Origin of the sequence: Paenibacillus chitinolyticus NBRC 15660 (assembly GCF_000739915.1) — a bacterium.
GTDB lineage: Bacteria > Bacillota > Bacilli > Paenibacillales > NBRC-103111 > Paenibacillus_F > Paenibacillus_F chitinolyticus.
Genome location: NZ_BBJT01000023.1, coordinates 24,361 through 48,152 on the forward strand (window position 1 = coordinate 24,361; position 23,792 = coordinate 48,152).

At 50.4% G+C, this 23,792-nt stretch carries 28 protein-coding genes and 1 tRNA gene; 3 read left to right on the top strand and 26 right to left on the bottom strand.

The features are described from left to right. Positions 1-164 precede the first annotated feature (164 nt). The 11 genes from PCH01S_RS28355 to rpsF form a co-directional block, all read right to left on the bottom strand. Positions 165-890 carry a hypothetical protein gene (locus PCH01S_RS28355; RefSeq protein WP_042235624.1) on the bottom strand — a complete coding sequence of 242 codons (726 nt, stop codon included), beginning with the start codon at positions 888-890 and terminating at the stop codon, positions 165-167. A 292-nt stretch (positions 891-1,182) separates the two neighbouring features. Then, entirely contained in the window at positions 1,183-2,469 is a 1,287-nt protein-coding gene (locus tag PCH01S_RS28360; protein ID WP_042235627.1) for an adenylosuccinate synthase, read from the bottom strand. A 149-nt stretch (positions 2,470-2,618) separates the two neighbouring features. Beyond that, positions 2,619-3,974 carry a replicative DNA helicase gene (gene dnaB / locus PCH01S_RS28365; RefSeq protein ID WP_009673460.1) on the bottom strand — a complete coding sequence of 452 codons (1,356 nt, stop codon included), beginning with the start codon at positions 3,972-3,974 and terminating at the stop codon, positions 2,619-2,621. A gap of 65 nt (positions 3,975-4,039) precedes the next feature. After that, positions 4,040-4,483, bottom strand: a complete 444-nt coding sequence (gene rplI / locus PCH01S_RS28370) for a 50S ribosomal protein L9 (RefSeq protein WP_042235630.1) — start codon at positions 4,481-4,483, stop codon at positions 4,040-4,042. Further along, complete coding sequence (locus PCH01S_RS28375; protein ID WP_042235632.1) at positions 4,480-6,447, bottom strand: DHH family phosphoesterase; 1,968 nt, start codon at positions 6,445-6,447, stop codon at positions 4,480-4,482. Before PCH01S_RS28375 ends, rplI begins: the two co-directional genes overlap by 4 nt. A 17-nt stretch (positions 6,448-6,464) precedes the next feature. Continuing rightward, the gene (locus PCH01S_RS28380; protein WP_042235637.1) at positions 6,465-7,388 is read right to left on the bottom strand and encodes a DUF2232 domain-containing protein; all 924 of its coding nucleotides are present in this window, start codon (positions 7,386-7,388) and stop codon (positions 6,465-6,467) included. Between the two features lie 5 nt (positions 7,389-7,393). Continuing rightward, positions 7,394-7,705 carry a MazG-like family protein gene (locus PCH01S_RS28385; protein WP_042235640.1) on the bottom strand — a complete coding sequence of 104 codons (312 nt, stop codon included), beginning with the start codon at positions 7,703-7,705 and terminating at the stop codon, positions 7,394-7,396. A gap of 112 nt (positions 7,706-7,817) precedes the next feature. Then, the gene (locus tag PCH01S_RS28390) at positions 7,818-8,171 is read right to left on the bottom strand and encodes a cupin domain-containing protein (RefSeq protein WP_042235643.1); all 354 of its coding nucleotides are present in this window, start codon (positions 8,169-8,171) and stop codon (positions 7,818-7,820) included. Between the two features lie 341 nt (positions 8,172-8,512). Beyond that, positions 8,513-8,821: a 30S ribosomal protein S18 gene (gene rpsR, locus PCH01S_RS30060; protein ID WP_082211313.1), complete on the bottom strand. Its 309-nt coding sequence runs from the start codon at positions 8,819-8,821 to the stop codon at positions 8,513-8,515. A gap of 19 nt (positions 8,822-8,840) precedes the next feature. Further along, positions 8,841-9,323 (bottom strand): single-stranded DNA-binding protein, encoded by a 483-nt coding sequence (gene ssb, locus PCH01S_RS28395; protein WP_009673468.1) that lies wholly within the window; start codon positions 9,321-9,323, stop codon positions 8,841-8,843. Positions 9,324-9,361: 38 nt separating this feature from the next. Further along, positions 9,362-9,649: a 30S ribosomal protein S6 gene (rpsF, locus tag PCH01S_RS28400; RefSeq protein ID WP_042235648.1), complete on the bottom strand. Its 288-nt coding sequence runs from the start codon at positions 9,647-9,649 to the stop codon at positions 9,362-9,364. Between the two features lie 243 nt (positions 9,650-9,892). Between rpsF and PCH01S_RS28405 the strand changes: the two genes are divergently transcribed. Next, a complete protein-coding gene (locus tag PCH01S_RS28405) occupies positions 9,893-10,075 on the top strand; it encodes a YjzC family protein (protein ID WP_009673434.1) in 183 nt (60 codons plus the stop codon). 17 nt (positions 10,076-10,092) lie between these two features. Continuing rightward, complete coding sequence (locus tag PCH01S_RS28410; RefSeq protein ID WP_042235651.1) at positions 10,093-10,374, top strand: hypothetical protein; 282 nt, start codon at positions 10,093-10,095, stop codon at positions 10,372-10,374. A 134-nt stretch (positions 10,375-10,508) separates the two neighbouring features. Here PCH01S_RS28410 and PCH01S_RS28415 read toward each other — a convergent pair. The 4 genes from PCH01S_RS28415 to PCH01S_RS28430 all read right to left on the bottom strand — a co-directional run bounded on the left by PCH01S_RS28415 (position 10,509) and on the right by PCH01S_RS28430 (position 12,107). Beyond that, positions 10,509-10,599: transfer RNA gene (locus PCH01S_RS28415), tRNA-Ser, on the bottom strand. A gap of 78 nt (positions 10,600-10,677) precedes the next feature. After that, positions 10,678-10,914, bottom strand: a complete 237-nt coding sequence (locus tag PCH01S_RS28420; protein WP_042235654.1) for a DUF951 domain-containing protein — start codon at positions 10,912-10,914, stop codon at positions 10,678-10,680. A 4-nt stretch (positions 10,915-10,918) separates the two neighbouring features. After that, positions 10,919-11,842: a mechanosensitive ion channel family protein gene (locus tag PCH01S_RS28425; protein ID WP_042235657.1), complete on the bottom strand. Its 924-nt coding sequence runs from the start codon at positions 11,840-11,842 to the stop codon at positions 10,919-10,921. Between the two features lie 13 nt (positions 11,843-11,855). Continuing rightward, the gene (locus PCH01S_RS28430; RefSeq protein WP_042235660.1) at positions 11,856-12,107 is read right to left on the bottom strand and encodes a DUF3343 domain-containing protein; all 252 of its coding nucleotides are present in this window, start codon (positions 12,105-12,107) and stop codon (positions 11,856-11,858) included. A 154-nt stretch (positions 12,108-12,261) separates the two neighbouring features. Between PCH01S_RS28430 and yyaC the strand changes: the two genes are divergently transcribed. Next, a complete protein-coding gene (yyaC, locus tag PCH01S_RS28435; RefSeq protein ID WP_042235663.1) occupies positions 12,262-12,876 on the top strand; it encodes a spore protease YyaC in 615 nt (204 codons plus the stop codon). Here the strand turns inward: yyaC and PCH01S_RS28440 are convergent. From PCH01S_RS28440 to rnpA, 11 genes are all read right to left on the bottom strand, one after another. Beyond that, a complete protein-coding gene (locus PCH01S_RS28440) occupies positions 12,851-13,345 on the bottom strand; it encodes a DUF4446 family protein (RefSeq protein WP_042235666.1) in 495 nt (164 codons plus the stop codon). The two genes, yyaC and PCH01S_RS28440, sit on opposite strands and share 26 nt — an antisense overlap. Before the next feature lie 66 nt (positions 13,346-13,411). Continuing rightward, a complete protein-coding gene (locus tag PCH01S_RS28445) occupies positions 13,412-14,575 on the bottom strand; it encodes an aminotransferase class V-fold PLP-dependent enzyme (RefSeq protein ID WP_042235668.1) in 1,164 nt (387 codons plus the stop codon). Positions 14,576-14,676: 101 nt separating this feature from the next. Further along, a complete protein-coding gene (locus PCH01S_RS28450) occupies positions 14,677-15,537 on the bottom strand; it encodes a ParB/RepB/Spo0J family partition protein (protein ID WP_042235671.1) in 861 nt (286 codons plus the stop codon). After that, entirely contained in the window at positions 15,518-16,291 is a 774-nt protein-coding gene (locus PCH01S_RS28455) for a ParA family protein (RefSeq protein WP_042235674.1), read from the bottom strand. The genes PCH01S_RS28450 and PCH01S_RS28455 overlap by 20 nt, the downstream gene beginning before the upstream one ends. Positions 16,292-16,725: 434 nt before the next feature. Further along, positions 16,726-17,553: a nucleoid occlusion protein gene (gene noc, locus PCH01S_RS28460; protein WP_042235677.1), complete on the bottom strand. Its 828-nt coding sequence runs from the start codon at positions 17,551-17,553 to the stop codon at positions 16,726-16,728. Between the two features lie 259 nt (positions 17,554-17,812). After that, the gene (gene rsmG, locus PCH01S_RS28465; RefSeq protein WP_042235680.1) at positions 17,813-18,541 is read right to left on the bottom strand and encodes a 16S rRNA (guanine(527)-N(7))-methyltransferase RsmG; all 729 of its coding nucleotides are present in this window, start codon (positions 18,539-18,541) and stop codon (positions 17,813-17,815) included. Between the two features lie 8 nt (positions 18,542-18,549). Beyond that, on the bottom strand, positions 18,550-20,439 hold the full coding sequence (gene mnmG / locus PCH01S_RS28470) for a tRNA uridine-5-carboxymethylaminomethyl(34) synthesis enzyme MnmG (RefSeq protein ID WP_042235682.1): 1,890 nt from the start codon (positions 20,437-20,439) through the stop codon (positions 18,550-18,552). Positions 20,440-20,461: 22 nt separating this feature from the next. Continuing rightward, on the bottom strand, positions 20,462-21,838 hold the full coding sequence (gene mnmE / locus PCH01S_RS28475; RefSeq protein ID WP_042235685.1) for a tRNA uridine-5-carboxymethylaminomethyl(34) synthesis GTPase MnmE: 1,377 nt from the start codon (positions 21,836-21,838) through the stop codon (positions 20,462-20,464). An 88-nt stretch (positions 21,839-21,926) separates the two neighbouring features. Then, positions 21,927-22,544 (bottom strand): RNA-binding cell elongation regulator Jag/EloR, encoded by a 618-nt coding sequence (gene jag, locus PCH01S_RS28480; protein ID WP_042235688.1) that lies wholly within the window; start codon positions 22,542-22,544, stop codon positions 21,927-21,929. Then, positions 22,541-23,296 (bottom strand): YidC/Oxa1 family membrane protein insertase, encoded by a 756-nt coding sequence (locus PCH01S_RS28485; RefSeq protein WP_042235691.1) that lies wholly within the window; start codon positions 23,294-23,296, stop codon positions 22,541-22,543. The genes jag and PCH01S_RS28485 overlap by 4 nt, the downstream gene beginning before the upstream one ends. A 104-nt stretch (positions 23,297-23,400) precedes the next feature. Then, a complete protein-coding gene (rnpA, locus tag PCH01S_RS28490) occupies positions 23,401-23,748 on the bottom strand; it encodes a ribonuclease P protein component (RefSeq protein ID WP_009673476.1) in 348 nt (115 codons plus the stop codon). Between the last annotated feature and the right edge of the window lie 44 nt (positions 23,749-23,792).

Here is a 23,792-nt window from a genome sequence, read left to right on the forward strand (position 1 = left end):
GATAGGCCCTGCCGATCATCTCTAACTCTACCACCGCATAAAACTTCCTTAATAATTTACCACACCTTCTCTTGCGGTTTCAAGAAAACGGGGGGTTGCCACTATTAGGAACGGCCTGGAAGAAGCTCATAAATCAGGGTTGAAAGGGGTTCAAAAGGGCTTAATCAGCCCCCATATTTTTTCAAAATCCCCGAAAGTTGTTCATATTCGGTCGAATTCAGGTATTTTTTCAGCTTGCTGTCCACTTCCTTCAGCTCCTCGGCTGTAATGCCGTCTTCCACCATCGCGGAAAGCTTCTGAACTTCTTCCGCAGGCAGCTTCGCGACGAGAATAGAGAAGATTTTCTGTTTGTCGCCGCTCGACAGAGCGTCCTTCTTCTTGGAAAAGTCATCCGTCGACATGACCACGTCCCGCTTCTGCGCATCCTTCGGATCACGGCTTGCCTGCCCCTCCTTCAGCTCGCCCATTACGGCTACGGCATCCGGCATTCCGCTCGGCTCCGGCGAAGAGACGCCTCCCTGTACCGGGGAAGAAGACGGTGACGGCATCCCAGAGCCGTCCAGACTGCCCGTCACGGGCTTTTCCGCTCCTCCGGGGGTTGAGGTGGGGGTTGGACTCGGGCTTGGACTGGGCTTCGACGAGGAAGCCGCTATGCGCTCCACCCGATCGTTGACCGAACCTCCCTTGCCTACCGCGCCTATACCGAACTGCTCACCCAGCTTCCCCGTAATCTGAGAGAAGGAAAGCTTGTTCCCTATCGGCGGCAGCTGAAACTGCTTAAGCACTTCATCTACCATCGTAGTCACAATCACATACGTCGTAAATATGGACAAAAAAGACATCACAACCGTACCGGCCGTCCACCTGCCCAGCCTTCCCAACCATTTCATTCGTTCGTCCACCGCCTTGAAACTTCTCGTTTATTCTGGTTTCTCTATAAAACCAGTATTGACGGTTTAGAACCGGATCAACCCCGCTGTTCCCCAAAAAAGACCGGAGACTCCAGCCCGCGGCTCGCAGCTCGGGTTGACTTCGCATGAAGGTGGTCACCCGGCCCCCGCCGGTCACTCCTTTCGGACAATGAAAAAGACCCCGCGCAGCCGGAAGCATATCCGGCTGCGTGAGGTCTTAGGGACGATGATTAAGAAATCGTCCTTTCCATACAATTTTTTAAAGAACCGATTAAGAGTAAACCGGACGGACCAGGTTCGTCTGCTCACGGTTGCGGCCGACGGAGAAGATGGCAAGCGGAATGCCGGTCAACTGGGAAACGCGCTCCAGGTAATGACGCGCATTTTCCGGCAGGTCGCTGAGCGACTTCGCGTTGGAAACATCTTCGCTCCAGCCCGGGAGCTCTTCGTATACCGCTTCGCACTCGGAAAGCATGTTGAGGCTCGCCGGATAGTGCTCGATGATCTCGCCTTTGTATTTGTAACCGGTGCAAATCTTAACGGTCTCCAGGCCCGTCAGCACGTCGATGGAGTTCAGGGACAGGCCGGTGATGCCGCTCACGCGGCGGGCGTGACGGACCACGACGCTGTCGAACCAGCCGACGCGGCGCGGACGTCCGGTAACGGTGCCGTATTCGTGGCCCGTCTCACGGATTTGGTCGCCGATGGCATCGTTTAGCTCCGTCGGGAAAGGACCGTCGCCGACACGGGTCGTGTAGGCTTTCGCTACGCCGATGATCTGGTTGATCTTCGTCGGGCCTACGCCGGAACCGATACATACGCCGCCGGCCGTCGGATTGGACGACGTCACGAACGGGTACGTGCCTTGGTCGATGTCGAGCATAACGCCCTGCGCGCCTTCGAACAGAACGCGCTTGCCGGTGTCAATCGCATCGTTCAGGACCACGGACGTGTCCGTTACAAACATGCGGAGCTGCTCGGCGTAACCGAGGTATTCTTTCAGAATCGCATCCGCATCCAGTCCGTCGCGTCCGTACACCTGCTTCAACAGCGTGTTCTTGTCTTCGACGATATGGCGGAGTTTGCGCTCGAACTCTTGCGCGTCCATCAGGTCCGCGATGCGGATACCGTTGCGCGCCGCTTTATCCATGTAGCAAGGGCCGATGCCTTTGCGGGTCGTGCCGATTTTGTTAGCGCCTTTGCGGTCTTCTTCCAGCTCGTCCAGAAGCAGATGATAAGGCATAATCACATGAGCGCGGTCGCTGATTTTCAGGTTGTCTACCGAGAATCCGTTGTCGCGAATATATTGAAGTTCGTCTACCAGAGCAGCCGGGTTGATGACCATGCCGTTTCCGATGACACACATTTTATCGTGATTGAAAATACCGGACGGTATCATCGTAAGCTTGTACTTCTTGCCTCCGATCAGAATGGTGTGGCCGGCATTGTTGCCGCCTTGGTAGCGGGCGACCACTTCCGCGGACTCCGCCAAATAGTCCGTGATTTTCCCTTTCCCTTCGTCTCCCCATTGGGTTCCGACTACAACCACTGTTGACATTCTGTATTACCTCCGTTAGGCGAATTGCATCGCCACTCATTTTGCTTACTTCTTTTAGACACCACTTTAGTGTAGCAGACTGCATGAAGCAAAGTCAATAAAACGCGAACAATCATACTATCTCTAGTATGATTGTTCGGATATTTCAGTCAACCTGTCTGCATCTCCTGATGAGCGCGATCCATGTTGACGAATTTATTAAAGTTTTTGAGAAACGCCAGTTCTACCGTGCCGACCGGGCCGTTACGCTGCTTGGCGATAATGATCTCGATGATGTTCTTTTTCTCGGATTCCTTGTCGTAGTAATCGTCCCGGTATAGGAACGCCACGATGTCGGCATCCTGCTCGATCGAACCGGATTCCCGAAGGTCGGACATCATCGGACGCTTGTCCTGACGCTGCTCCACACCCCGGCTGAGCTGGGAGAGCGCGATGACCGGCACGTTCAGCTCACGCGCAATCTGTTTAAGCGTACGGGAGATCTCCGAGACTTCCTGCTGACGGTTGTCTCCCTTGCCCCTGCCCTGGATAAGCTGCAGGTAGTCGATCAGGATCATGCCGAGCCCCTTCTCCTGCTTGAGGCGGCGGCACTTCGCCCGGATGTCCGCTACCGTGACGGAAGGCGAATCGTCGATATAGATGTCCGCTTCGGAAAGCGAACCGATCGCCATCGTCAGCTTCTCCCAGTCGTCGCCTTCGAGGAAGCCGGATCTGAGCCGGGTGGCGTCGACGTTGGCTTCCGCGCAGATCATACGCTGCACAAGCTGAGCGGCGCCCATCTCGAGCGAGAAGATCGCGACGGTTTCCTTCGCCCTGACACCGACGTTCTGTGCGATGTTAAGGGCGAAAGCCGTCTTACCTACGGAAGGACGGGCCGCCACGATGATCAGATCGGAGCGCTGGAAGCCCGACGTCATTTTGTCGAGATCGTTGAAGCCCGACGGAATCCCGGTGGAGCCGCCTTTATGGGAATAAAGAAACTCCACCCGCTCGAAGACTTCCATCAGAACGTCCCGGATGGAGATGAAGCCGTTGGAAGCCCGGCGCTGCGAAATTTCGAGAATGCGGGCTTCCGCGTCGTTGAGCATCATGCCCACATCGTCGGCGCTCGCGTAGCCGTCCGATACGATCTGCGAGGCGGTCCGGATGAGCCTCCGGAGCAGCGATTTCTCTTCTACGATTTGCCCGTAGTAGTCGATATTCGCTGCCGTCGGTACGGCATTGGCCAGCTCCGACAAATAGGCGACGCCGCCGATTTCCTCCAGTTGCTGCTTGTTCTGCAGCCGGGCGGTCAGCGTCACGAGATCGACCGGCTCGTCTTCCTCCGCCAGCTCGATCATCGCTTCGAAGATGTGCTGGTGGGCCGGACGGTAGAAATCGTCCGGACTCATCCGCTCCATCGCCGTGATCAGCGAGTCGCTGTCCAGCAGGATCGCGCCAAGAACGGCCTGTTCGGCTTCTATATTTTGCGGCAGAACACGTCCCATGAACATTTCTTCGTTCATGAAGCTTCACCTGTTCTATTGTTAGTTTCTATCCTGTCCAAACTTAGAAGGAATAATAACACCGTCTATTCTTCCGATACTTGCACGCTGATCGTTGCCGTTACTTCCGTATGCAGCTTGACGGGCACCTTCGTTACGCCCAGGGAGCGGATAGGATCGTTCAGCAAAATTTTACGCTTGTCGATTTTATAGCCGGCTTTCTCCAGCTGTTCCGCGATCTGCTTGCTTGTGATCGCCCCGAACAAACGGCCGCCTTCGCCGGCTTTCGTTTTGATGGTCACCGTTGTTTCGTTCATCTTGCCCGCCAGAACTTCCGCGTCTTCTTTCTCCTGATCCTTACGCTTCTGTTCGGCTTTCTTCTGCTGGTCAACCTGCTTAACCGCCCCATCCGTTCCTGCCGCGGCCAGTCCGCGGGGGATCAGGAAATTCGTTGCGTAGCCCTCGGATACCTCTTTAATTTCCCCTTTTTTGCCTTGCCCCTTAACGTCCTTCAGAAATACGACTTTCATTCGAAAAGCCCCTCCTCTTCCTCTATCTCTTGCAATATTTGTTTCAGCTTCGCCGCCGCTTCCCGCGGAGTCAGCTCAAGCTGGGTCGCTGCGTTCGTCAGGTGGCCGCCGCCGCCCATCCGTTCCATCACGATTTGAACGTTCATCGCGCCGAGCGAGCGTGCGCTGATGCCGGTTAAACCGTCCGGCCGTTCACAGATGACGAAGGAGGCGAAAACGCCGGTCATATTTAATAAGGTATCAGCCACCTGGGCAATCATCAACTGAGAATATTTGTGATTCTGTTCGCCGACCGCCAGAGCGATATGATCATACATCATTTCCGTATGCCTCATAATCTCGGCTTTCTCGATATAGGCTTGAAGATCTTCCTTCAGCATCTTCTGAATGAGAGTCGGGTCCGCTCCGTTCCGTCTCAGGAAAGAAGCCGCTTCGAACGTACGGGAGCCCGTACGGAGACTGAACTGCTTCGTGTCGACCACGATCCCGGCAAGCAGTACGGTGGCCTCCAGCGCATCCAGCGACATCTTCTCGTTGAAGTACTGGAGCAGCTCCGTTACCAGCTCGCAGGTCGAAGATGCGTACGGCTCCATGTACACGAGCACGGCGTCGTGGAAAAACTCTTCGCTGCGGCGGTGATGATCCACGACCATGACACGGTGTGTCAGGTTGAACAGCTTCGGCTCGGCGACCATCGAAGCCCGGTGAGTATCCAGCACGACGGCCAGCGTGCGCTGCGTCGTGATCTGCATCGCCTGCGCCGGTGTGATAAACCACCGGTTCAGCTTCTCGTCCTCTTCGATCATCGCCATCAGCTTCTCGATCGAAGGATTGATGCCTTCCAGCACAATGTAGCCTTCCTTGTTGCTGATCTGCACGGCCTTCAACAGGCCGATCGCCGCGCCGATAGAGTCCATATCCGGAAAGCGGTGTCCCATGATGATGATCTTATCGCTTTCCTTGATCAGATCTCTCAGTGCGTGCGAGATCACGCGGGCACGCACCCGTGTGCGCTTCTCTACGGCGTTGGTGCGCCCGCCGTAGAACGAGATGCGCTGACCCGCCTTGACGGTCACCTGGTCGCCTCCGCGGCCCAGAGACATGTCCAGGCTCGTCTGAGCGACCCGGCCGAGCTCCTCGAGCTCCTCGATGCCGGAGGCGATCCCCACGCTGACCGTAAGCGGCAGCTTGTATTCCATCGTGAGATCGCGCACTTCATCGAGGATATCGAAGCGGTTCTGCTCCAGCTCGCGCAGCGCCTTCTGATTCATCAGAATCAGAAAACGGTCGGACGCGGTCCTGCGCAGATACACTCCGTACCGGTGAGCCCACTCCGTGATTTCACCGGTTACCCGGGCGAGCATGATGCTCCGCGTCTGATCGTCCATTCCCTGGGTGACTTCGTCCAGGTTATCCATCAGAACGATGCCGATCGCGATTTTTTCCTCGTCATGCTTCTGAACGAGCCGGACGTAATCCGTCACATCGCGGATATACAGAAGACGTTCTTCGGCACGATGCCATATTTTATACACCTGGCCGTCCTGCTCGACTTCATACGTCTCTTCTTTTTCCTTCTCCTTGCCCGGCTTCCAGCTTGGAAGTACGTCCTCCAGGGAATCCCCGATCACGGAGTCCTTTTTGGCGAGCTTGGCGACGAACGGATTGTGCCATTCGATTTCTTTTTCTTCATTATATAGAATCATGCCGATCGGCAGCTCCGATATCACGTCGCCGGCGGATTTTTTAACCCGGTGTGTGATGGTGCCCAGATAAGCATTCAAATCGTGACGAAAAGCACTCTCCGCTTTCCACGAGAAATACAGCACAAGTCCCGAGGCGAGCAGAGCAGCGACACCCAGTACCCATTCATACAGAAACAGTACAATCGTTAAAGCGCCGAGCAGCGCAAACGTCCATACCATATGTTGTCCATGCCATCGTTTCGACAAGAATTTCGGCATTTATTCTCCCCTGACCCTTATCTAGATTTGAAGAGCCTTTCCCGCAAAGGAAAAGCCACATCGAACACGCCGAGTAAACTGTAGAGCACAAGCAAAAACGGCATAAACACGATCAGAAGAATCGTGCCGGCCACCGGCAGCAGTTTACCCCAACCTTTATAATGGGCCACGAACGCAAGAAACGAAATTGCTTGGATGGCGAACGCGAACATAAGCAGCGGCAGCAGATTGATAAGCAGCGCCGACATCAGCGAATTGGTTGCCGATACGAACAGCATATCCGCCGCGAACGCGATGAGGTAAATCCAGACGAAAGCTCTCGGAAGTTTCCACTCTCTCACAGGCGGCATGCCCGGGATATCCTCTCCCATGCGATTAAGCAGCCGGCGTCCGATTAGATGAGTAACTCCGATAAAATAGAGCGAGAACAGAATCATATCCAGCGGAATGATTTGTACGAGCACATCCACATACCACTGCATGTCGCCCTGGGTCGGCAGCATTCCCTTTACAGCAGGCTGCATGTTGTTTAAGTAATCCAGCATGATCGTCTTGAATTTCTTAATGAAATTCAATTTGAACAAGAACCCGATCACGAGCGTAAGCAGCATTTCGGCCAGAAAAGTAAGCGTCCCGTATGTGATGACCAGATGTGCGGGGGCCTTCTTCTTATAAAGCGTGCCGATTACGATGACCGGCGGCAGCAGGAATAGTGAAATGGCCAAGACGACGAATCCCGTCCACCCCAGCAATAAATTCACAATGAGGAGAATTCCCAGATAGAAAGCCGTAAATCGTTTGGCGTCCAGCTTCACGAACAGAATCAAGACCGGAATCATCAGAAAACTGGCCGTAATCACCAAGTAGGACGTCATAAAAGATAACAGAAAGAGTATATACAGCAGACCCCATCCGATGAACTGCAAGTTTTTCTTTGTCAACGCGTTCACCTCTTACGAAGATGATCTTCCAGCGCCGAGATATCTCCATACCAATCCTCGAGCTGGTGACCTTCTTCTCTATGCTTTTTCATTTTATCCATGATTGCTTCATCTAAACTTCGAAAAGAGACCCCAAGCCGGCGGCCAAGTATATATACGCTGGAAATCAGACTGGCAAGGCCATCTATAATTTTAGCTTGATTGCCTTCCCATATCCCTTTCAACAGATGCGCTACCTGATCAACAACTTCGGTTTTGAGCCATTCAATGACCTTGACCCGCTTCGCGAGATCAACCTCTCCTTCCCGATTGGACAATGCCCGCTCCTCCCCTTATCCCTTACAAAGCTTTATACACGATTATACCACAAAACAGCTTGAGCTGTGTTTCCTGAACTTGGCGCTTAGCGGGCTTCGGGCACGTTAAATTTCAGTCAGGTTTGAGTTCTTCCCGGGGGATTCGGTCTCCTTTAGTACCCGGTTTGGAGATAACTAGAAACTCCGCAGCATCATGCGAACGGTTATGAATACAGTGCGGAGTTCCCGGTGCGATCCGAAGCCCTTCTTGAGGCCCCAGCTCAAGCCACTCGCCATCCGTTTCCATCACAACCTGTCCCGTTAAAATGAAAAAGAATTGAGCCGCGCGCTCATGCAGATGTCTCTCCTCGCTCGTTCCCGGAGGCATTCGTTCGTGAATAATCGTTTCGTCTCCTTTGTGGAGATACCAGCCGTCGCATCCGTCTCCCCATACGTAATGCTCGGCGTTTTGTTTGCTGATTTTCAAATCATCCGCCACTCCTCGTTTTGTAGATAACTTGCGTCCGTATTTTATCCACATGTGCATAACCTTTCGTCCGGATTTAGTCGCCGTGTTTTCCACATGTCCCCAAGTCCTATCTCCATTCTATAAAAGTTCCTGTGGACTGTCTAACTTCAGCGGTTATCCACAGTTCTGCTCCCCTCGGGAACGCAAAAAAAACCGGAAATTTCTCTCCGGTTTCCTTCGTTTTATCCTTTTTTTCTTAAATAATTCTTGTTTATGCCGCTGCCTTCCAGCTCAGCTTTCTTTTTTAGCGATAAAAAAAAGACAGCCGGCAGAACCGGCTGTCTTCTTCTCTATACAAACTACTCCGTAGTGTATGGAAGCAAAGCAATTGTGCGCGAGCGCTTGATTGCTGTTGTCAGCATACGCTGATACTTCGCGGAAGTACCTGTTACACGACGAGGCAAGATTTTACCTCTTTCGGAGATAAATTTCTTAAGGGTCTCGATATCTTTGTAATCGATATGAGTGATCTTGTTTGCTGTGAAGTAGCAAACTTTACGGCGCTTACCGCCTTTACCGCGGCGTGGAGTGAATTTACGCTCCGAACGCTCCGGACGATCACCGCCTTCCGAACGTTGCGGACGGCTGCTTGTTTGTTGTTCGCTCATTTGAGTCAGTCCTTTCTACTTAGAATGGCAAATCATCATCGGATATGTCGATCGGTTTCCCGTCGTCGAGGAAAGGATCCTGCTGTTGATCCCGCGTATTCCGGCCGCTGCCGCTTCCGCCGCCGCCATATCCACCGCCTGAACCGCCGGAGTAAGAACCCTCTTCACGGTTAGCGGAATTAGCAGATTCCAGGAAACGCACATTGTCGGCAATGACTTCGGTTACGTAAACTTTACGTCCCTCGTTATTGTCGTAAGAGCGTACCTGCATGCGTCCTTCCACAGCCGCCAAACGGCCTTTGCGAAGATAGTTGGCGCAAGTTTCCGCAAGCTGTCTCCAAGTTACGACAGGTATGAAATCGGCTTCCCGTTCCTTCGATTGCGAACTTACGAACGGCCGATCCACCGCCAGTGTAAATTGGGTTACGGCCACACCCGCAGGTGTGTAACGCAGCTCAGGATCTCTTGTCAGTCTGCCGATAAGAATTACACGGTTTAACAACGTTCATCCCTCCGATGCTTCCTTACTTAACACGCTGATTAAGCTACGTCTTTAACGATCAGGTAGCGAATGATTTCGTCGGAAATCTTCATTACGCGATCAAGCTCTGCTACAACTGCAGGTTCTGCGTTGAAATGTACGAGTACATAGTGTCCGTCACGGAACTTTTCGATCTCGTACGCAAGGCGACGTTTACCCATCAGGTCGTGCTTCGTAATTTCGCCACCACCGTTGGTGATAATGCCTTGGAACTTTTCTACAGTAGATTGAACTTGTTCTTGTTCAATGTCTGTACGAATGATATACATCACTTCGTATTTACGCATGCTTGTCACCTCCTTTTGGACTAAGCGGCTCCCAATTCTGATCGGGAGCAAGGAGCGAGAATTAGTTGTATTACAAAACTCGCACCTAAATACTATAGCAGATTGCTTTCCCCTTTACAAGTCATATCCTGTCCAGCCGCCAGAACTGCCAATGTATGCTTACCGGCGGGCTCCCTGCGCGGCACATGCTTTCTTAAGCAAGGGACATACTAACGCCGTAATTAAAACTTGGGGGTGAAAAGAATGGGTGAGAAAACGCAGTTCGTGCCTGGCGACAAGGCGCCCAACGAAGGCCGCTACATCGAAATCGGCGAGAATGCTTTTCATATGGGGATCAACAACCCGGAAATCGTTCACTTGAAGAAAGGTGACTCGTTTCCCGACACCAAAAATCACAACCGCAAATGGAAACGGCTGTACCACTGAAAAGGAGCTCTGCCTTTATGAAGAAATCCTTCACGCTGTACGGAACGATGCTCGGTCTTTTACTCTGTCTGATTCATTATTTCGGCCATAACCAGGACTCGCTGTATCTGCTCTTCTACTCCCTCAGCGTTCCTGCCTGGTTTGCTCCCATGTTCACGAATGTCTACGAGATCTCCATGGGTAAAATGTTCGTGATCTACGTGCTTACCGTAGCTTCCTGGGCGCTTATCGGTTACGTCATCGACCGTTTCTCCGTTGTGCGGAAAGAACGGCAGGGACGTACCGGCGGGGCAGCCTGAGAGCGGACGAAGTCCGTCGCTTCGCAAAACGAACTTTTGGCCCGCTTCGGCGAGCCGATGTAAGCTTGAACCGCAATGGTATGCAAAAACCTCCTGCTTCATAACGAAGCAGGAGGTTATCATTGGTAAAGTTATGGCGGAAAGAGTGGGATTCGAACCCACGCACGGCTTGCGCCGCCTAGCTGATTTCGAGTCAGCCCCCTTGGGCCTCTTGGGTACCTTTCCGTATCGAGAACATTTTTTATTGTAGCACAAGCTATGGTTAGTCTGCAAGAGGCAAATTCGGCAAGAAAAAAAGGAGCGTCAAGAACCTGACACTCCGTTTTCCGAAACTTCCGCTCCCTTATCTGCCGAGGACCGGAGCACCTTCTTCAGTTTGCTTTCGAACTTGGCGCGCGGCACCAGCACGCTGTGTTTACAGCCTACGCATTTGATCCGGATGTCCATGCCCATACGAATAATCTCCATCTCATTCGTTCCGCAGGGATGCTGTTTTTTCATCTGCACGATATCCCCGAGTTCGTACTGTTTCTTCTCCATAGGGCTACATGGCTCCCCTTTCCCCTTTGAAATAGGTCACGGTTTTCGGACACGGAATCTCGATTCCGTGCGCATCCAGCTGCTTTTTCACTTCCGCGAACATTTTACGCTGCACATCCACTTGCATATTCGGTTTGCACTCCGCTGTAATCCGCAGGACAATCTCCGACTGTCCCATAGACTGGACACCGAGCACCTTCGGCTCGCTTACGATGTTCTCGTTGCCTTCCGCCATGCGGTCTACCGTGTTCTGCAGAACCCCAATCGTCTTATCGATATCGGATTCATAAGCAATCGAAATATCGACGATCGCCAGCGAATTGTTGATGGAATAGTTCGTAACCTGCTTGATGTTCCCGTTGGGGATAAAGTGAACTTCCCCCGTCCAGCTGCGGAGCCGGGTCACCCGGATACCGATTTGCTCTACGGTTCCCCGGAACGCATCGATTTGTATAACGTCCCCTACGGCAAACTGATCCTCGAAAATGATGAAGAATCCCGTTATGACATCCTTCACCAAGCTTTGGGCTCCGAAACCGATCGCAAGTCCGAGAACCCCCGCTCCGGCGAGAATAGGTCCCAGATTAATGCCTACTTGGGCCAGAATAAGAAGAATCGTTATGAAGTTGACTACATAAGAAATGATATTGTGAATTAGCTTGCCGATTGTAGCCGTACGCCTCGGATCGAATTTGAGAGGGCTCTTCTCCCTCGTTTCCATCATCCGGGTTACAAGCTTGTCGGCTACTTTAATGATTAGACGCGAGAGTACGTATATGACGACAATTTCAACGATCGTCGCCCCGTACTTGATCAGCTGTTGGGAATCCAGCAAATATTTTTTGATATCATCCACGAAATGGGTCACCGTTTCTTCAGGATTTTGCAGTCCCGTAATGGCAGCCAGTCTGTTCCCCATGTTAGTCATTTTTCCACCGCCCTTACTGTTCCATCCTAACATATTCGGATTCTTTTTTGAAATAAATGCCTCTGATTTCAACCTGCTCCGTCTCGATGATCCGCTGAACTTCCGCATAGTCCTCTGCCGGAAATTGAATGGAAAGCGCGCAGCCCGCCGTTACGCCTTTGGGAGTCGGGCACAGGTCGATTTCGATGTCCGCGTATTCGAGCAGCATTTCAGCCCGCAGCGCCTGCTGGGTAGAGTCGAATGCAATGAGCAGCCATTCCCCCATTCTTCATCCCTCTTTTCACTCTAGTTTCTTCTCTATCGGCTACGTATATTTCCCCGGCTTTCTCCGTATACTAGTAAAAACTTCTAAGCGCCCAGCTACTGCCTGCCGAAAGCACTTTGCCACGATTAAGAAGACAAACCCGGAGGGATCCTCAATGAAACCATTCGGCTTTTCCGCGAAACCGGCTGCCGAGCAGCCCGCTTCTATTAAACTTTCCCATTCGGAAAGCGGCACGCCTGCAGCTCTATCCGCATACTTTTCCGAGATTCTAAAAAAGCTGCCCTCCTATCAACCTATTGTAATCGTTTGTGTCGGTACGGACCGTTCCACAGGCGATTCACTAGGCCCCCTGGTTGGCAGCAATTTAAAGAGACGAAGCGGCGCTTCCTACTCCCTGTACGGAACCTTGGATGAGCCGGTACACGCCATGAATTTGTCGGATACGATTGCGTCCATCGAGACAGCCCACCGCTATCCCTTTATCGTGGCGATCGACGCTTGTCTCGGTCAGGTATCCAGTGTCGGCTCTATTCAAGTCGGGCATGGCCCGCTTAAGCCGGGAGCAGGCGTAAATAAGGAACTTCCGTCGGTTGGCGATATCCATGTTACCGGTATTGTAAACGTCGGTGGTTTTATGGAGTATTTCGTGCTTCAAAATACCCGCCTCAATCTGGTGATGAATATGGCCGACGTTATCGCCGGCTCCCTCCATCACGCGCTTTACTCCGTCCGGCGGTCTTCCCCTACTTCTGCGCTAACGTCAGACTGATCGCTTCTTTCTCCTCGGGAGAAAGCGAGTATGGGGAACCGCCCTTCTCGACCGGTTTGGCATAGATGTATGTATCTTCTCTGCTGTGAATGCCGGTGATGAGAATCCCGTCTTCATACTCGTCCAGAATAGCCACCGTGAAGCTCATAAGACTCCCCGTGTCCGAGAAGGCGTTATAGCGGTGAATGCCGACCTTGGATTTCATCCGCTTCATGGATTGGCTGATCCGGTTCAGCCGGTCCGTCGTATCTCCCTGCAGGATGATCTGGTCCTCAATCTGCTGCTGCATGTGAACAAGCAGCTGTTCGATATTAACCTCTCCGGCACCATTCATGACTTTCTTATATTGTTTGCGAAGCTTGCTAAGTTTAATCCACAACGCAAGCATTCCAATTAACAGCAACAAGACAAGCAAACAAAGAACCGATAAAATCGGTTCAACCGGCAGCCCGATGTTGTTTTCACCCATGTCCTTCTTCCCCTCTGCTATCTTGTCTCGCTGTTTCTTGTTCATTCCAGTCGGCTGCATTCATGCTTATAAAATAACGGAGTCCGCTATTTCTTTGACCGCTTCAATTAAAGTATCCACTTCTTCATCTGTCGTAAAATAGCTGACGCTTGCCCGGACGGCACCGGTTTTACCTGTGCCTGCGGTTTCATGCGCAAGCGGCGTGCAGTGATAGCCGGCTCTGACCGCGATGCCGTAATGCTGGTCCAGGATGAACGCCACCTCGGACGCATCCATATGCTCCAGGACGAAGGACACGATGCCCGTCCGTTCTTCGCCGATTGCGGGACCGAGAAGCCGGAGATGCGGCACATCCCGAAGTGCTTCCATGATCCGCTGAGTCTGCCCCCACTCCTTCGCGTGGATGTTTTCCGCACCCGTTCGGAGGACAAACTTCAAGCCTTCGCTTAACCCGGCTAATCCCGGGGTATTCGGCGTGCCCGCTTCGTACCTGTCCGGCCTTACGGAAGGCTGGTCGATTGCTTCCGACTGGCTGCCTGTTCCGCCGTGCATAAGAGGCTCCAGATCGAGCCGGGGATGGATATACAGTCCTCCCGTCCCTTGAGGCCCCAGAAGGCCTTTATGGCCCGGAAACGCCAACATGTCGATCCCCATCTGCTCCACGTGAACAGGAAGGATTCCGGCCGTCTGAGCGGCATCTACGAGCAAGCATATCCCCTTATCTCTGCAGAGCTGCCCAATGTCAGCGACAGGCAGGATGCTTCCGAGCAAATTGGAGCTATGATTGATAACGACAAGCGAAGTGTTGCTTTGAATATTTTCCTTTAAGGCGTCTATGTTTATTCTCCCGAATTCATCGGTTTCCAGATAGGTGACCTGTACATTTTTGGTACGTCTCAAATATTCAAGGGGTCTTCGGACGGAGTTATGCTCTACTGCTGTACAGATAACATGCTCTCCCTCTTTCACATGGCCTTTGATAGCCAAATTGAGGGCCTCCGTTGTGTTGGAACCGAACGCAAGATCATTGGGATTTTTAAAACCAAACAGCTTCGCAGCATGCTTGCGTGCTTCGAACACAACCCGGCTTGCCTGTACAGCCATGGCATGACTGCCTCTGCCGGGATTAGCCGCACACTCATTGATACATCGCAGTACAGCCTCTCCGACCTGCGGCGGTTTAGGCCACGAGGAAGCGGCATTATCGAAATATAAAAGTGGCTTCGTCACTGCCGGTCCCTCCTCACAAAGATAGCATACCTTCTCTCACTTTCTTTACGGACAGAAAGCCAAAGATTTGTATGCTATGTATGGTTTAGTTAGATAAACAATCAGGAAATTTGCCCTTGAAGCATTTCCAGCAATCTTTCCAAATCATCTTTGGAGTAATACATCAGCTCGATCCGTCCTTTATAATTTTGATGCTTGATCCGGACCGTCGTACGATAGTGATCCTGAAGCTGCTCTTCCGCCTGATGAAGATAAGGATCTTTCTTCTTGTCTTTCACCTTCGGTTTTTCCTTGTCTTCCGAACCAAGCTCTTCACGCCGCTTAATCTCTTCCTCCAACTGGCGAACGCTCCATTGACCTCCAATACAAGCATCCGTCAGTTCTTTCTTCACCTTGTCATCCTTAACCCCTACAATCGCACGGGCATGTCCCATGGACAGTGTTCCACGTGAAACATATTGCTTAATGGACTCAGGCAGGTGAAGAAGACGAAGGAAGTTCGCGATATGAGAACGGCTCTTCCCTACTTTTACGGAAAGCTCTTCCTGCGTTAATGAAAACTGGTCTATGATGGCTTGATAAGCGATTGCAATCTCCATCGCATTCAAATCTTCACGCTGAACGTTTTCGATCAATGCAATTTCCATAACCTGCTGATCGGAAAGTTTTTTCACAACCGCTGGAATGGTCGCTAAACCGCTTGCCTGAGAAGCGCGAAATCTTCTCTCCCCGGCAATAATCTCATACCCTTTTAAAACCGTACGCACAATGATCGGCTGAATAACGCCATGTTCCTTGATGGAAGAAGCCAGCTCTTGAATACCGTCTTCGTTAAAATGTTTACGAGGCTGGTATGGATTCGCCCGCAGCTGATTCAAAGGAATTTCAATGACCTTGTCCTCTTCCCCGATCTCCAACTCCGGAATAAGCGCTCCGAGTCCTTTACCTAGTCGTTTGCTCAAGACTAATCACTTCCTTTGCAAGCTCTAAGTATACTTCCGCACCTTTAGACCGCGGGTCATAAGTAATAATGGATTGTCCATGGCTCGGTGCTTCGCTGAGTCGGACATTACGCGGTATAATCGTTTGATACACTTTTTGCTGAAAATATTTCTTCACTTCTTCAATGACCTGGATACCTAGGTTTGTACGGGCGTCAAACATCGTTAAGAGAACGCCTTCAATTTGCAGTGATGTGTTTAAATGCTTCTGCACAAGTCTGACTGTATTCAACAGTTGGCTTAATCCTTCAAGCGCGTAATACTCGCACTGAATCGGGATAATCACGGAGTCGGAAGCCGTCAGTGAGTTAATGGTCAAAATCCCTAACGACGGAGGACAATCGATGAGGATATAATCGTACATATGCTCGACAAGCTGAAGCGATTTCTTCAACCGAACTTCACGCGATATCGTTGGAACCAATTCAATTTCGGCGCCAGCCAATTGGATCGTAGCCGGAATAATGTTCAAATTCGGAATTTTAGTAGCAACTGTAGCGTCTTTCGGGTGAATATCATTAATTAGGACGTCATAAATACAGTATTCTACATCTGCTTTATTGACCCCAATTCCACTCGTCGTATTACCCTGAGGGTCGATGTCCACCAGCAGTACCCTTTTGCCGAGCGAAGCCAAACAAGCACCCAGATTGACAGATGTCGTTGTCTTCCCTACGCCGCCTTTTTGATTCGTTATCGCGATTGTCTTGGACAATTCATTCACCCCACTACCTTAAAACCTCTCATTAAAAACTTAACAAAGAGAATACTACTATATTACCATAATCAAGAGAGCGAAACTAATAAAAATGCAGGTTCCGACAACAAAACGAAGAAATTTGGCGGATCGCTCGGCTATAGTCTCAAATCGGTTTCCAAGTGTCGATTAAACCGGCTACATGCGGCTCTTCCCCACACAGAAAGCATACGTAAATAACGAACAAACCTATGACGTATCTCGCACCTAAAAAGTTTGCAAACTTCCTGATAATTTTTCATTTAAATTTTAAATAAATTTCTGGCATTCCTCTCCCTCAATTAACTCCACATTCCGTTCTTCCTAAACAAAAAAACCTCCTGCCACAAATTCAGCTTCCTTTACGGGAAACTGCCTTTGTCATACAGGAGGATTATGCTTTAATCCTTTGATTATTTTGCCGAATGCTGCTTAGGAATTTTAATGATGATTTCGTAGTGATCTTCGTGATCCTGCTCAGCCGTATTAATATTGAGTCCCGAACTGGCCACCATCTCAACGGACTGTCTGATGGTATTTAGCGCCAAGCGTACGTCCTTCGAAAAAGAGACACGTTTGCTTTTCTTAATCTGGGTAGCTTCTTTCAAAAATTGAATGCGTGTTTCCGTCTGCTTCACGTTAAGCTCTTTAGCGATAACCTCATCAAGAATTTTAACCTGGAGCTCTTCTTGATCCAAAGAAAGCAGCGCACGCGCATGCCTCTCCGTGATCTTCCGTTCAATAAGCGCCATTTTAACAGGTTCGCTCAAATTCAGCAGACGAATCTTGTTGGCGATAGTCGATTGACTTTTTCCCAGACGCTGTGCCAGACTTTCTTGTGTAAGATTATGCATCTCTATAAGCTGCTGATAAGCGGCTGCTTCTTCGATCGCCGTCAAGCCTTCACGCTGCAAATTTTCGATTAAAGCAATAGACGCAGCTTGAGAATCGTTGAATTCTCGCACAATGGCAGGAATGGTTTCCAGACCGAGCTTTTTGACCGCTCTTAATCTGCGTTCCCCTGCTATTAACTCAAAAGTATTATTACGTACCCTTACAACGATAGGCTGAATAACGCCATGTGTACGAATCGTTTGGCAAAGTTCATCAATGCGATCATCATCAAAAATCGTTCTTGGCTGGTACGGACTCGGATTGATGTTTTGTACGGGAATGTTTTTAACTTCATCCATATTGCTTCGCTCCGTAAAACCAAAAAGTTTTGATAGCTGCTCTTTCATGAATATAATACCACCCAACTCTTCCCCGATATTTTACAGGAAGGAGAAAGCAAAGCCTCGGCATTCTACCAACCCGTTTATCTGAAACCAAAGAATTAAAGAAGGGTCGCAGACTCCCCTGTCACGACAATTCTATCCATAGATCTTTAAATCGCGTAAAAATCCCCTATATAAGATATTCGTCAACTGCCCATTTTTTCCTGCCAATAAAGGTAAGAATTCATGAAATTCCTGGTAATGATGTTCCACGTGAAACATCCTATTTCACTAAGGGCTGTTTTAATGGCAATCCAGCTTTACGAGGATATTTACCGGGTGTAGGTGCTATCTTGCTGATTTGAATAAAATGTCGTACGGATTTCTCGACTGGCAATTCTAAACGATCTACCTGTTTAAGCTGGCCTTTGAGCAAACCTATACTAAAGGCAGCCTCTTTCAACTCTTCTTCCGCATCCGCGGCCTTCATTGCAACAAACAATCCCCCTACCTTCACAAAAGGCAGACAAAATTCGTTTAGCACGCTGAGTCTAGCGACTGCCCGCGCCGTAACCAGATCATACTGGTCACGGTGCTGCTGAAGCCGGGCTGCATCTTCCGCGCGGGCATGGACACAGGTTACATCTTTCAAACCAAGCTCTTTTACAAGCTCATTCAGAAAAACGATCCGTTTATTCAATGAATCCACAATCGTAACTTTTAGATGCGGAAAAGCGATTTTCAGAGGGATACTGGGAAAACCGGCTCCAGAACCGATATCCGCCATAGTCTCTACTTTTTCCATATCCACATAAAAGGCAAGCGAAAGTGAGTCGTAGAAATGCTTCAAATAAACCTGGTCGCGCTCTGTGATTGCGGTTAGATTGATTTTCTCATTCCACTCCACAAGCAAACGGTAATACGTCTCGAACTGCTGGAGCTGTTCATCGGAGAAAGACAGCTGGTGAGGCTGCAAATGACTAACAAACTGCTCTTGTATTAAATCGGTCATAAATTCCTCTATCCCCTTGCAGCGATAACTTGGTTATAATGCTCCAGATACACGAGCAGGATGGAGATATCCGCCGGTGTTACACCGGAGATCCGGCTCGCCTGTCCAATGGATACGGGACGAATTTTTGCGAGCTTCTGCTTCGCTTCCGTGGCGATTCCGTGTATATCTTCATAGATGATATCGTCCGGAATCTTTTTCTTTTCCATCTTTTTAAGCCGTTCTACCTGCGCCAGTTGTTTTTCGATATATCCCGCATATTTCACTTGAATTTCAGCCTGCTCTTTTACCTCATCGGAAAGCTCTGCCGGCAGAGGAATCATTCCCTCAATGTGGGAGTAGTTGATCTCCGGGCGTTTCAGCAGGGTAAGAAGATCTACGGCATTATTCAGCAGGACAGTGCCCGCTTCTTCGAGAATAGCCTGGACGTGAGGTTCCGGACGGACCTTGGTCGTTTTGAGACGATGAAGTTCCTGTTCGATCTGTTCCTTCTTCGCCATAAAACGCTGGTAACGCTCTTCCGGAATCAGCCCGATTTTATGACCGATCGGAGTGAGCCGAAGATCGGCGTTATCATGACGGAGCAGCAGACGATACTCCGCACGCGAAGTGAGCAAACGGTAAGGCTCCGGAGTTCCCTTGGTCACCAGGTCATCAATCAGTACGCCGATGTAGCCTTCGGAACGGTCGAGAATGACCGGGTCTTTCCCCTGCACCTTGCAGGCCGCATTAATACCGGCCATGATGCCCTGACCGGCCGCTTCTTCATAACCCGATGTGCCGTTGATCTGTCCTGCCGTAAACAAACCCTCAACCTGTTTGGTTTCAAGAGTGGGTTTCAGCTGCGTCGGAACAACTGCATCGTATTCGATCGCGTAACCGGTACGCATCATCTCAACCTTCTCCAGGCCTGTAATCGAGCGCAAAATTTTGAGCTGCACATCTTCCGGCATGCTTGTCGACAGTCCCTGTACATAGTACTCGGACGTATTACGTCCTTCCGGCTCAAGGAAAATCTGATGCTTCGGCTTATCGGAAAAACGCACGATTTTATCTTCGATAGACGGACAATAACGGGGACCCGTTCCTTCAATGGCTCCCGAAAACATCGGTGCACGATGCAGATTGTCGTTAATAATCTCGTGAGTATTCTCGGTCGTATAAGTCAGCCAGCAAGGCAGTTGATCTTGAGTGCCTTCTTTCGTTTCGTAGGAGAAAAATCTTGGATTTTCGTCCCCGGGCTGAATTTCCGTTTTGGAAAAATCAATGGAGTCCTTATGCACACGCGGCGGAGTTCCCGTTTTGAAACGGACGAGTTCCAGACCCAAATCACGCAGAGATTGGGACAACCGGACAGAAGGCTGCTGGTTGTTAGGGCCGCTTTCATACATCAGTTCACCCATAATGACTTTCCCGCGCAGATAAGTACCTGTCGTCAGAACGACCGCTTTGCCGTAATATTCGGCCCCGGTCTTCGTTACTACGCCTTTGCAGACGCCATCCTCCACAAGCAGCTCTTCCACCATCCCCTGACGTAACGTCAGGTTTGGAGTACTTTCAATGGTTTCTTTCATCATATGCTGATACAGAAACTTATCCGCTTGCGCACGCAGCGCGTGAACGGCCGGTCCTTTTCCCGTGTTCAACATCCGCATTTGAATGTACGTTTTGTCGATATTGCGTCCCATTTCTCCGCCAAGCGCGTCGATTTCACGGACAACATGCCCTTTTGCAGGCCCCCCGATAGAGGGATTGCAAGGCATGAAAGCAACCATATCCAGGTTGATTGTCAGCAGAAGCGTTTCGCAGCCCATCCTGGCTGCGGCCAGCGCCGATTCGACGCCCGCATGGCCCGCTCCGATGACGATAACTTCGTAGTTTCCGGCTGTATAGCCCATCCTTTCTACCTCCTATACCGTCTTATTTTCCAAGACAGAACTGTGAAAAAATTTGATCAATCAACGATTCGGCAACCGAATCTCCTATAATTTCACCGAGATGCTCCCATGCAGCCCGGATATCAATCTGAATCATGTCGATTGGCACATAGGCATCATTGGCTTCCATTGCCTCGCGAAGCGAGCCTTTGGCCTGCTTCAGCAGCCCGATATGCCGGACGTTGCTGACATAGGTTAAATCCGTGGACTCCAAATTGCCTTCGAAGAAAATAGCCGAGATCGCTTTTTCCAGCTCCGCGAGGCCGCTTCCTTCCAGAAGAGATAGGGAAACCACTCGCCCTTGCGGGAATTTGGCTTCGATCTCCTCTTTATCTATTTGTAAGGGAAGATCCGTTTTATTCAAAATGACGATAGTTTGACGCTGCCGCAGTTCTTCTATCATGGCCAGTTCTTCAGGCAGCAGCGGTTCGCTGCTGTTTAACACCAAGAGAATCAAATCCGCTTCGGACAAGGCCGTCCTGGAACGCTCTACCCCGATTTGCTCTACAAGGTCCGACGTTTCCCGGATACCGGCCGTATCAAGAAGCTTGAGCGGAATACCACCCACATTGACGTATTCCTCGATCACGTCCCGGGTTGTCCCCGGAATATCGGTGACGATAGCACGGTTCTCTTGCGCCAGTGTATTGAGCAGCGAGGACTTTCCGACGTTCGGCTTGCCGATAATCGCCGTCACAATCCCCTCACGCAAAATCTTCCCGTGTTCGGCCGTTCTTAACAGCTCGTCGATACGGGAACTCACTTGAATGCAGCGTTCGCGGATAAACGCATTGGTCATTTCCTCAACGTCATGCTCCGGATAATCAATGTTCACTTCAATATGAGCCATCAGCTCAACCAACTGGTAGCGCAGCTCGCCTATCGCTTTGGATAAATTGCCGTCCACCTGCTTCAGCGCAATTTGAAAAGCACGGTCCGATTTGGACCGGATCAGGTCGATGACCGCTTCCGCCTGAGTCAGGTCGATCCGTCCGTTCAGAAAAGCACGCTTCGTGAACTCACCGGGTTCGGCAACACGTATCCCCTGCTCCAGCAGGAGGTCCATCACCCGTTTGACGGAGACAATTCCCCCGTGACAATTGATTTCAACGACATCTTCCGTCGTAAAAGAACGCGGTGCACGCATGACGCTGATAAGAACTTCCTCTATTTTATCACCCGATGAAGGATGAATGATATGCCCATAATGAATGGTATGTGTCTGAGCCTCGGACAATTTCACTTTAGACCGGAATAACGGCTCCACCAGCTTGACGGCTTCGTCGCCGCTGACTCTCACAACCGCTATTCCGCCTTCCCCGAGTGGGGTGGCAATGGCGGCAATTGTATCTGAAATCATAAAATAAACACCCCGTAAGCGGAGCGGTAACCGCTCAAATTATGAAAAAAGCAATGACGCCTAGAAAATACAGGGTCATTGCAGACAGTTATCTTAACGTAATTACAACGCGACGATTCGGCTCGTCGCCTTTGCTGTATGTTTTCACCGACGGATGCGATTGCAGCTCGGCATGAATGATTTTGCGCTCCTGAGCGTTCATCGGCTCCAAAATCAATTCCTTCCGGGAACGGACGACACGGCCCGCAAGCCGGTGTGCCAGTTCCTGCAGCGTCTGCTTCCGTCTGTCTCTAAACTGCTCGGCATCGAGCAGAATACGGACATGCGCATTCGAGAACCGATTTGCGACGATATTGACCAAATATTGAAGCGCGTCCAAAGTTTGTCCTCTTTTACCGATCAATATTCCGAGTTCGGATCCGCTTAAGTTAAACAAATGGCCTTCTTTCGTTTGCTTCTGGTCAATGGAGATAGCCAGCCCCATCGTGTCGAACAGATCTTTCAGAAAAGCAACGGCTTCTTCGATCGGATCCGGGATCTTCTCGAGTTCCACCTTCGCTTCCTTCGTGCCGATCAATCCGAGAAAACCTTTGGACGGCTGTTCCAGGACGGTGACATGCACCCGGTCTTGCGTAGTGCTTAACTGCGCAAGACCGGCCTTTATTGCATCATCAATCGTTTTTCCCGTCGCAATCACTTTTTTCATGCAGCCTGTCCACCTTTTGTTTTAGGAGATCGACCGTACAAGAAATAGGTCTGAACGATGGTGAAGACGTTGCTGTAAATCCAGTACAGCGGCAAAGCGGATGCGAAGCTCATCGACATCACGAAGATCATCACCGGGAAAATAAACATGATGCTCTGCATCTGTTTGTTCATCGGGTTCTGAGCCGACATCACTTTTTGCTGAATGAACGTTGTAGCCGCCGCTAGGACCGGCAGTACATAGAACGGATCGGGTTTACCGAGTTCCATCCATAGAAATTGATGAGAAAAAATGTGCGGATTCCGCACGATCGCTTGATAAAGCGCCAGCAAGATCGGCATCTGAATCAGAATCGGGAAACATCCGGCAAGCGGATTGACACCATGCTTCTGGAAAAGCTTCATTGTCTCTTCCTGCTGCTTCTGCGGGTTATCTTTAAACTTCTCGCGGATTTTAGCCATTTCCGGCTGGACCTCCTGCATACGCTTGGAGCTCTTGTACTGCTTGAGCGTCAGCGGCAGAACGATCACACGGATAATGATAGTCACGATCAGGATAGAGATACCGTACGAATTGCCAATCGAATTGGCAAAGAAATCGAGCAGATCAGACAGAGGGATAATGAAGTATTTGGTGAAAAACCCTGCTGTCGCGGGATCCAATGGAGGATACGAGGTAGGCGACGTGCCGCAACCCGTTAGCACGAACAACAGCAGAAGAAGCGGTGCATATTTGTAGGTTCGACGAATCAATTGAGGTCCTCCCAGTTTTCTATTCCACCATAAACTATACCATAGTTTAATCCGGCAAGGAAATAATTGCTTGGAAAATAAAGCATGTCCAAATCGAGCCGGGATCAGCTGTTTTTTCGCAGCAGCCCCGCTCGTTTGAAAACATGGTAGATGCTCTTCTCCATCTCGTGGAAATCCATTTCGACGGCCGGTTTTCTCACGATGACTATATAATCGTAACCACCGGGAAACCGTTCCTCGTTCAGCCGGATAATTTCCTTTAAAACGCGTCGCAGCCGGTTGCGGATGACGGCGTTTCCAATCTTTTTGCTGGCCGAGATCCCCAGCCGGAAATGTTCATTCTCACGACGAGGCATATAATATAGAACAAACTGGTGGTTCGCTGCCGATTTTCCGTAGCGATACACCTTTTGAAAATCTTCTCTTTTTGCAAGCCTAAGCTTTTTTTCCACAAGCAAGCACTCCAAACAAAACCGCTTCTTTGACCGCCCATTCT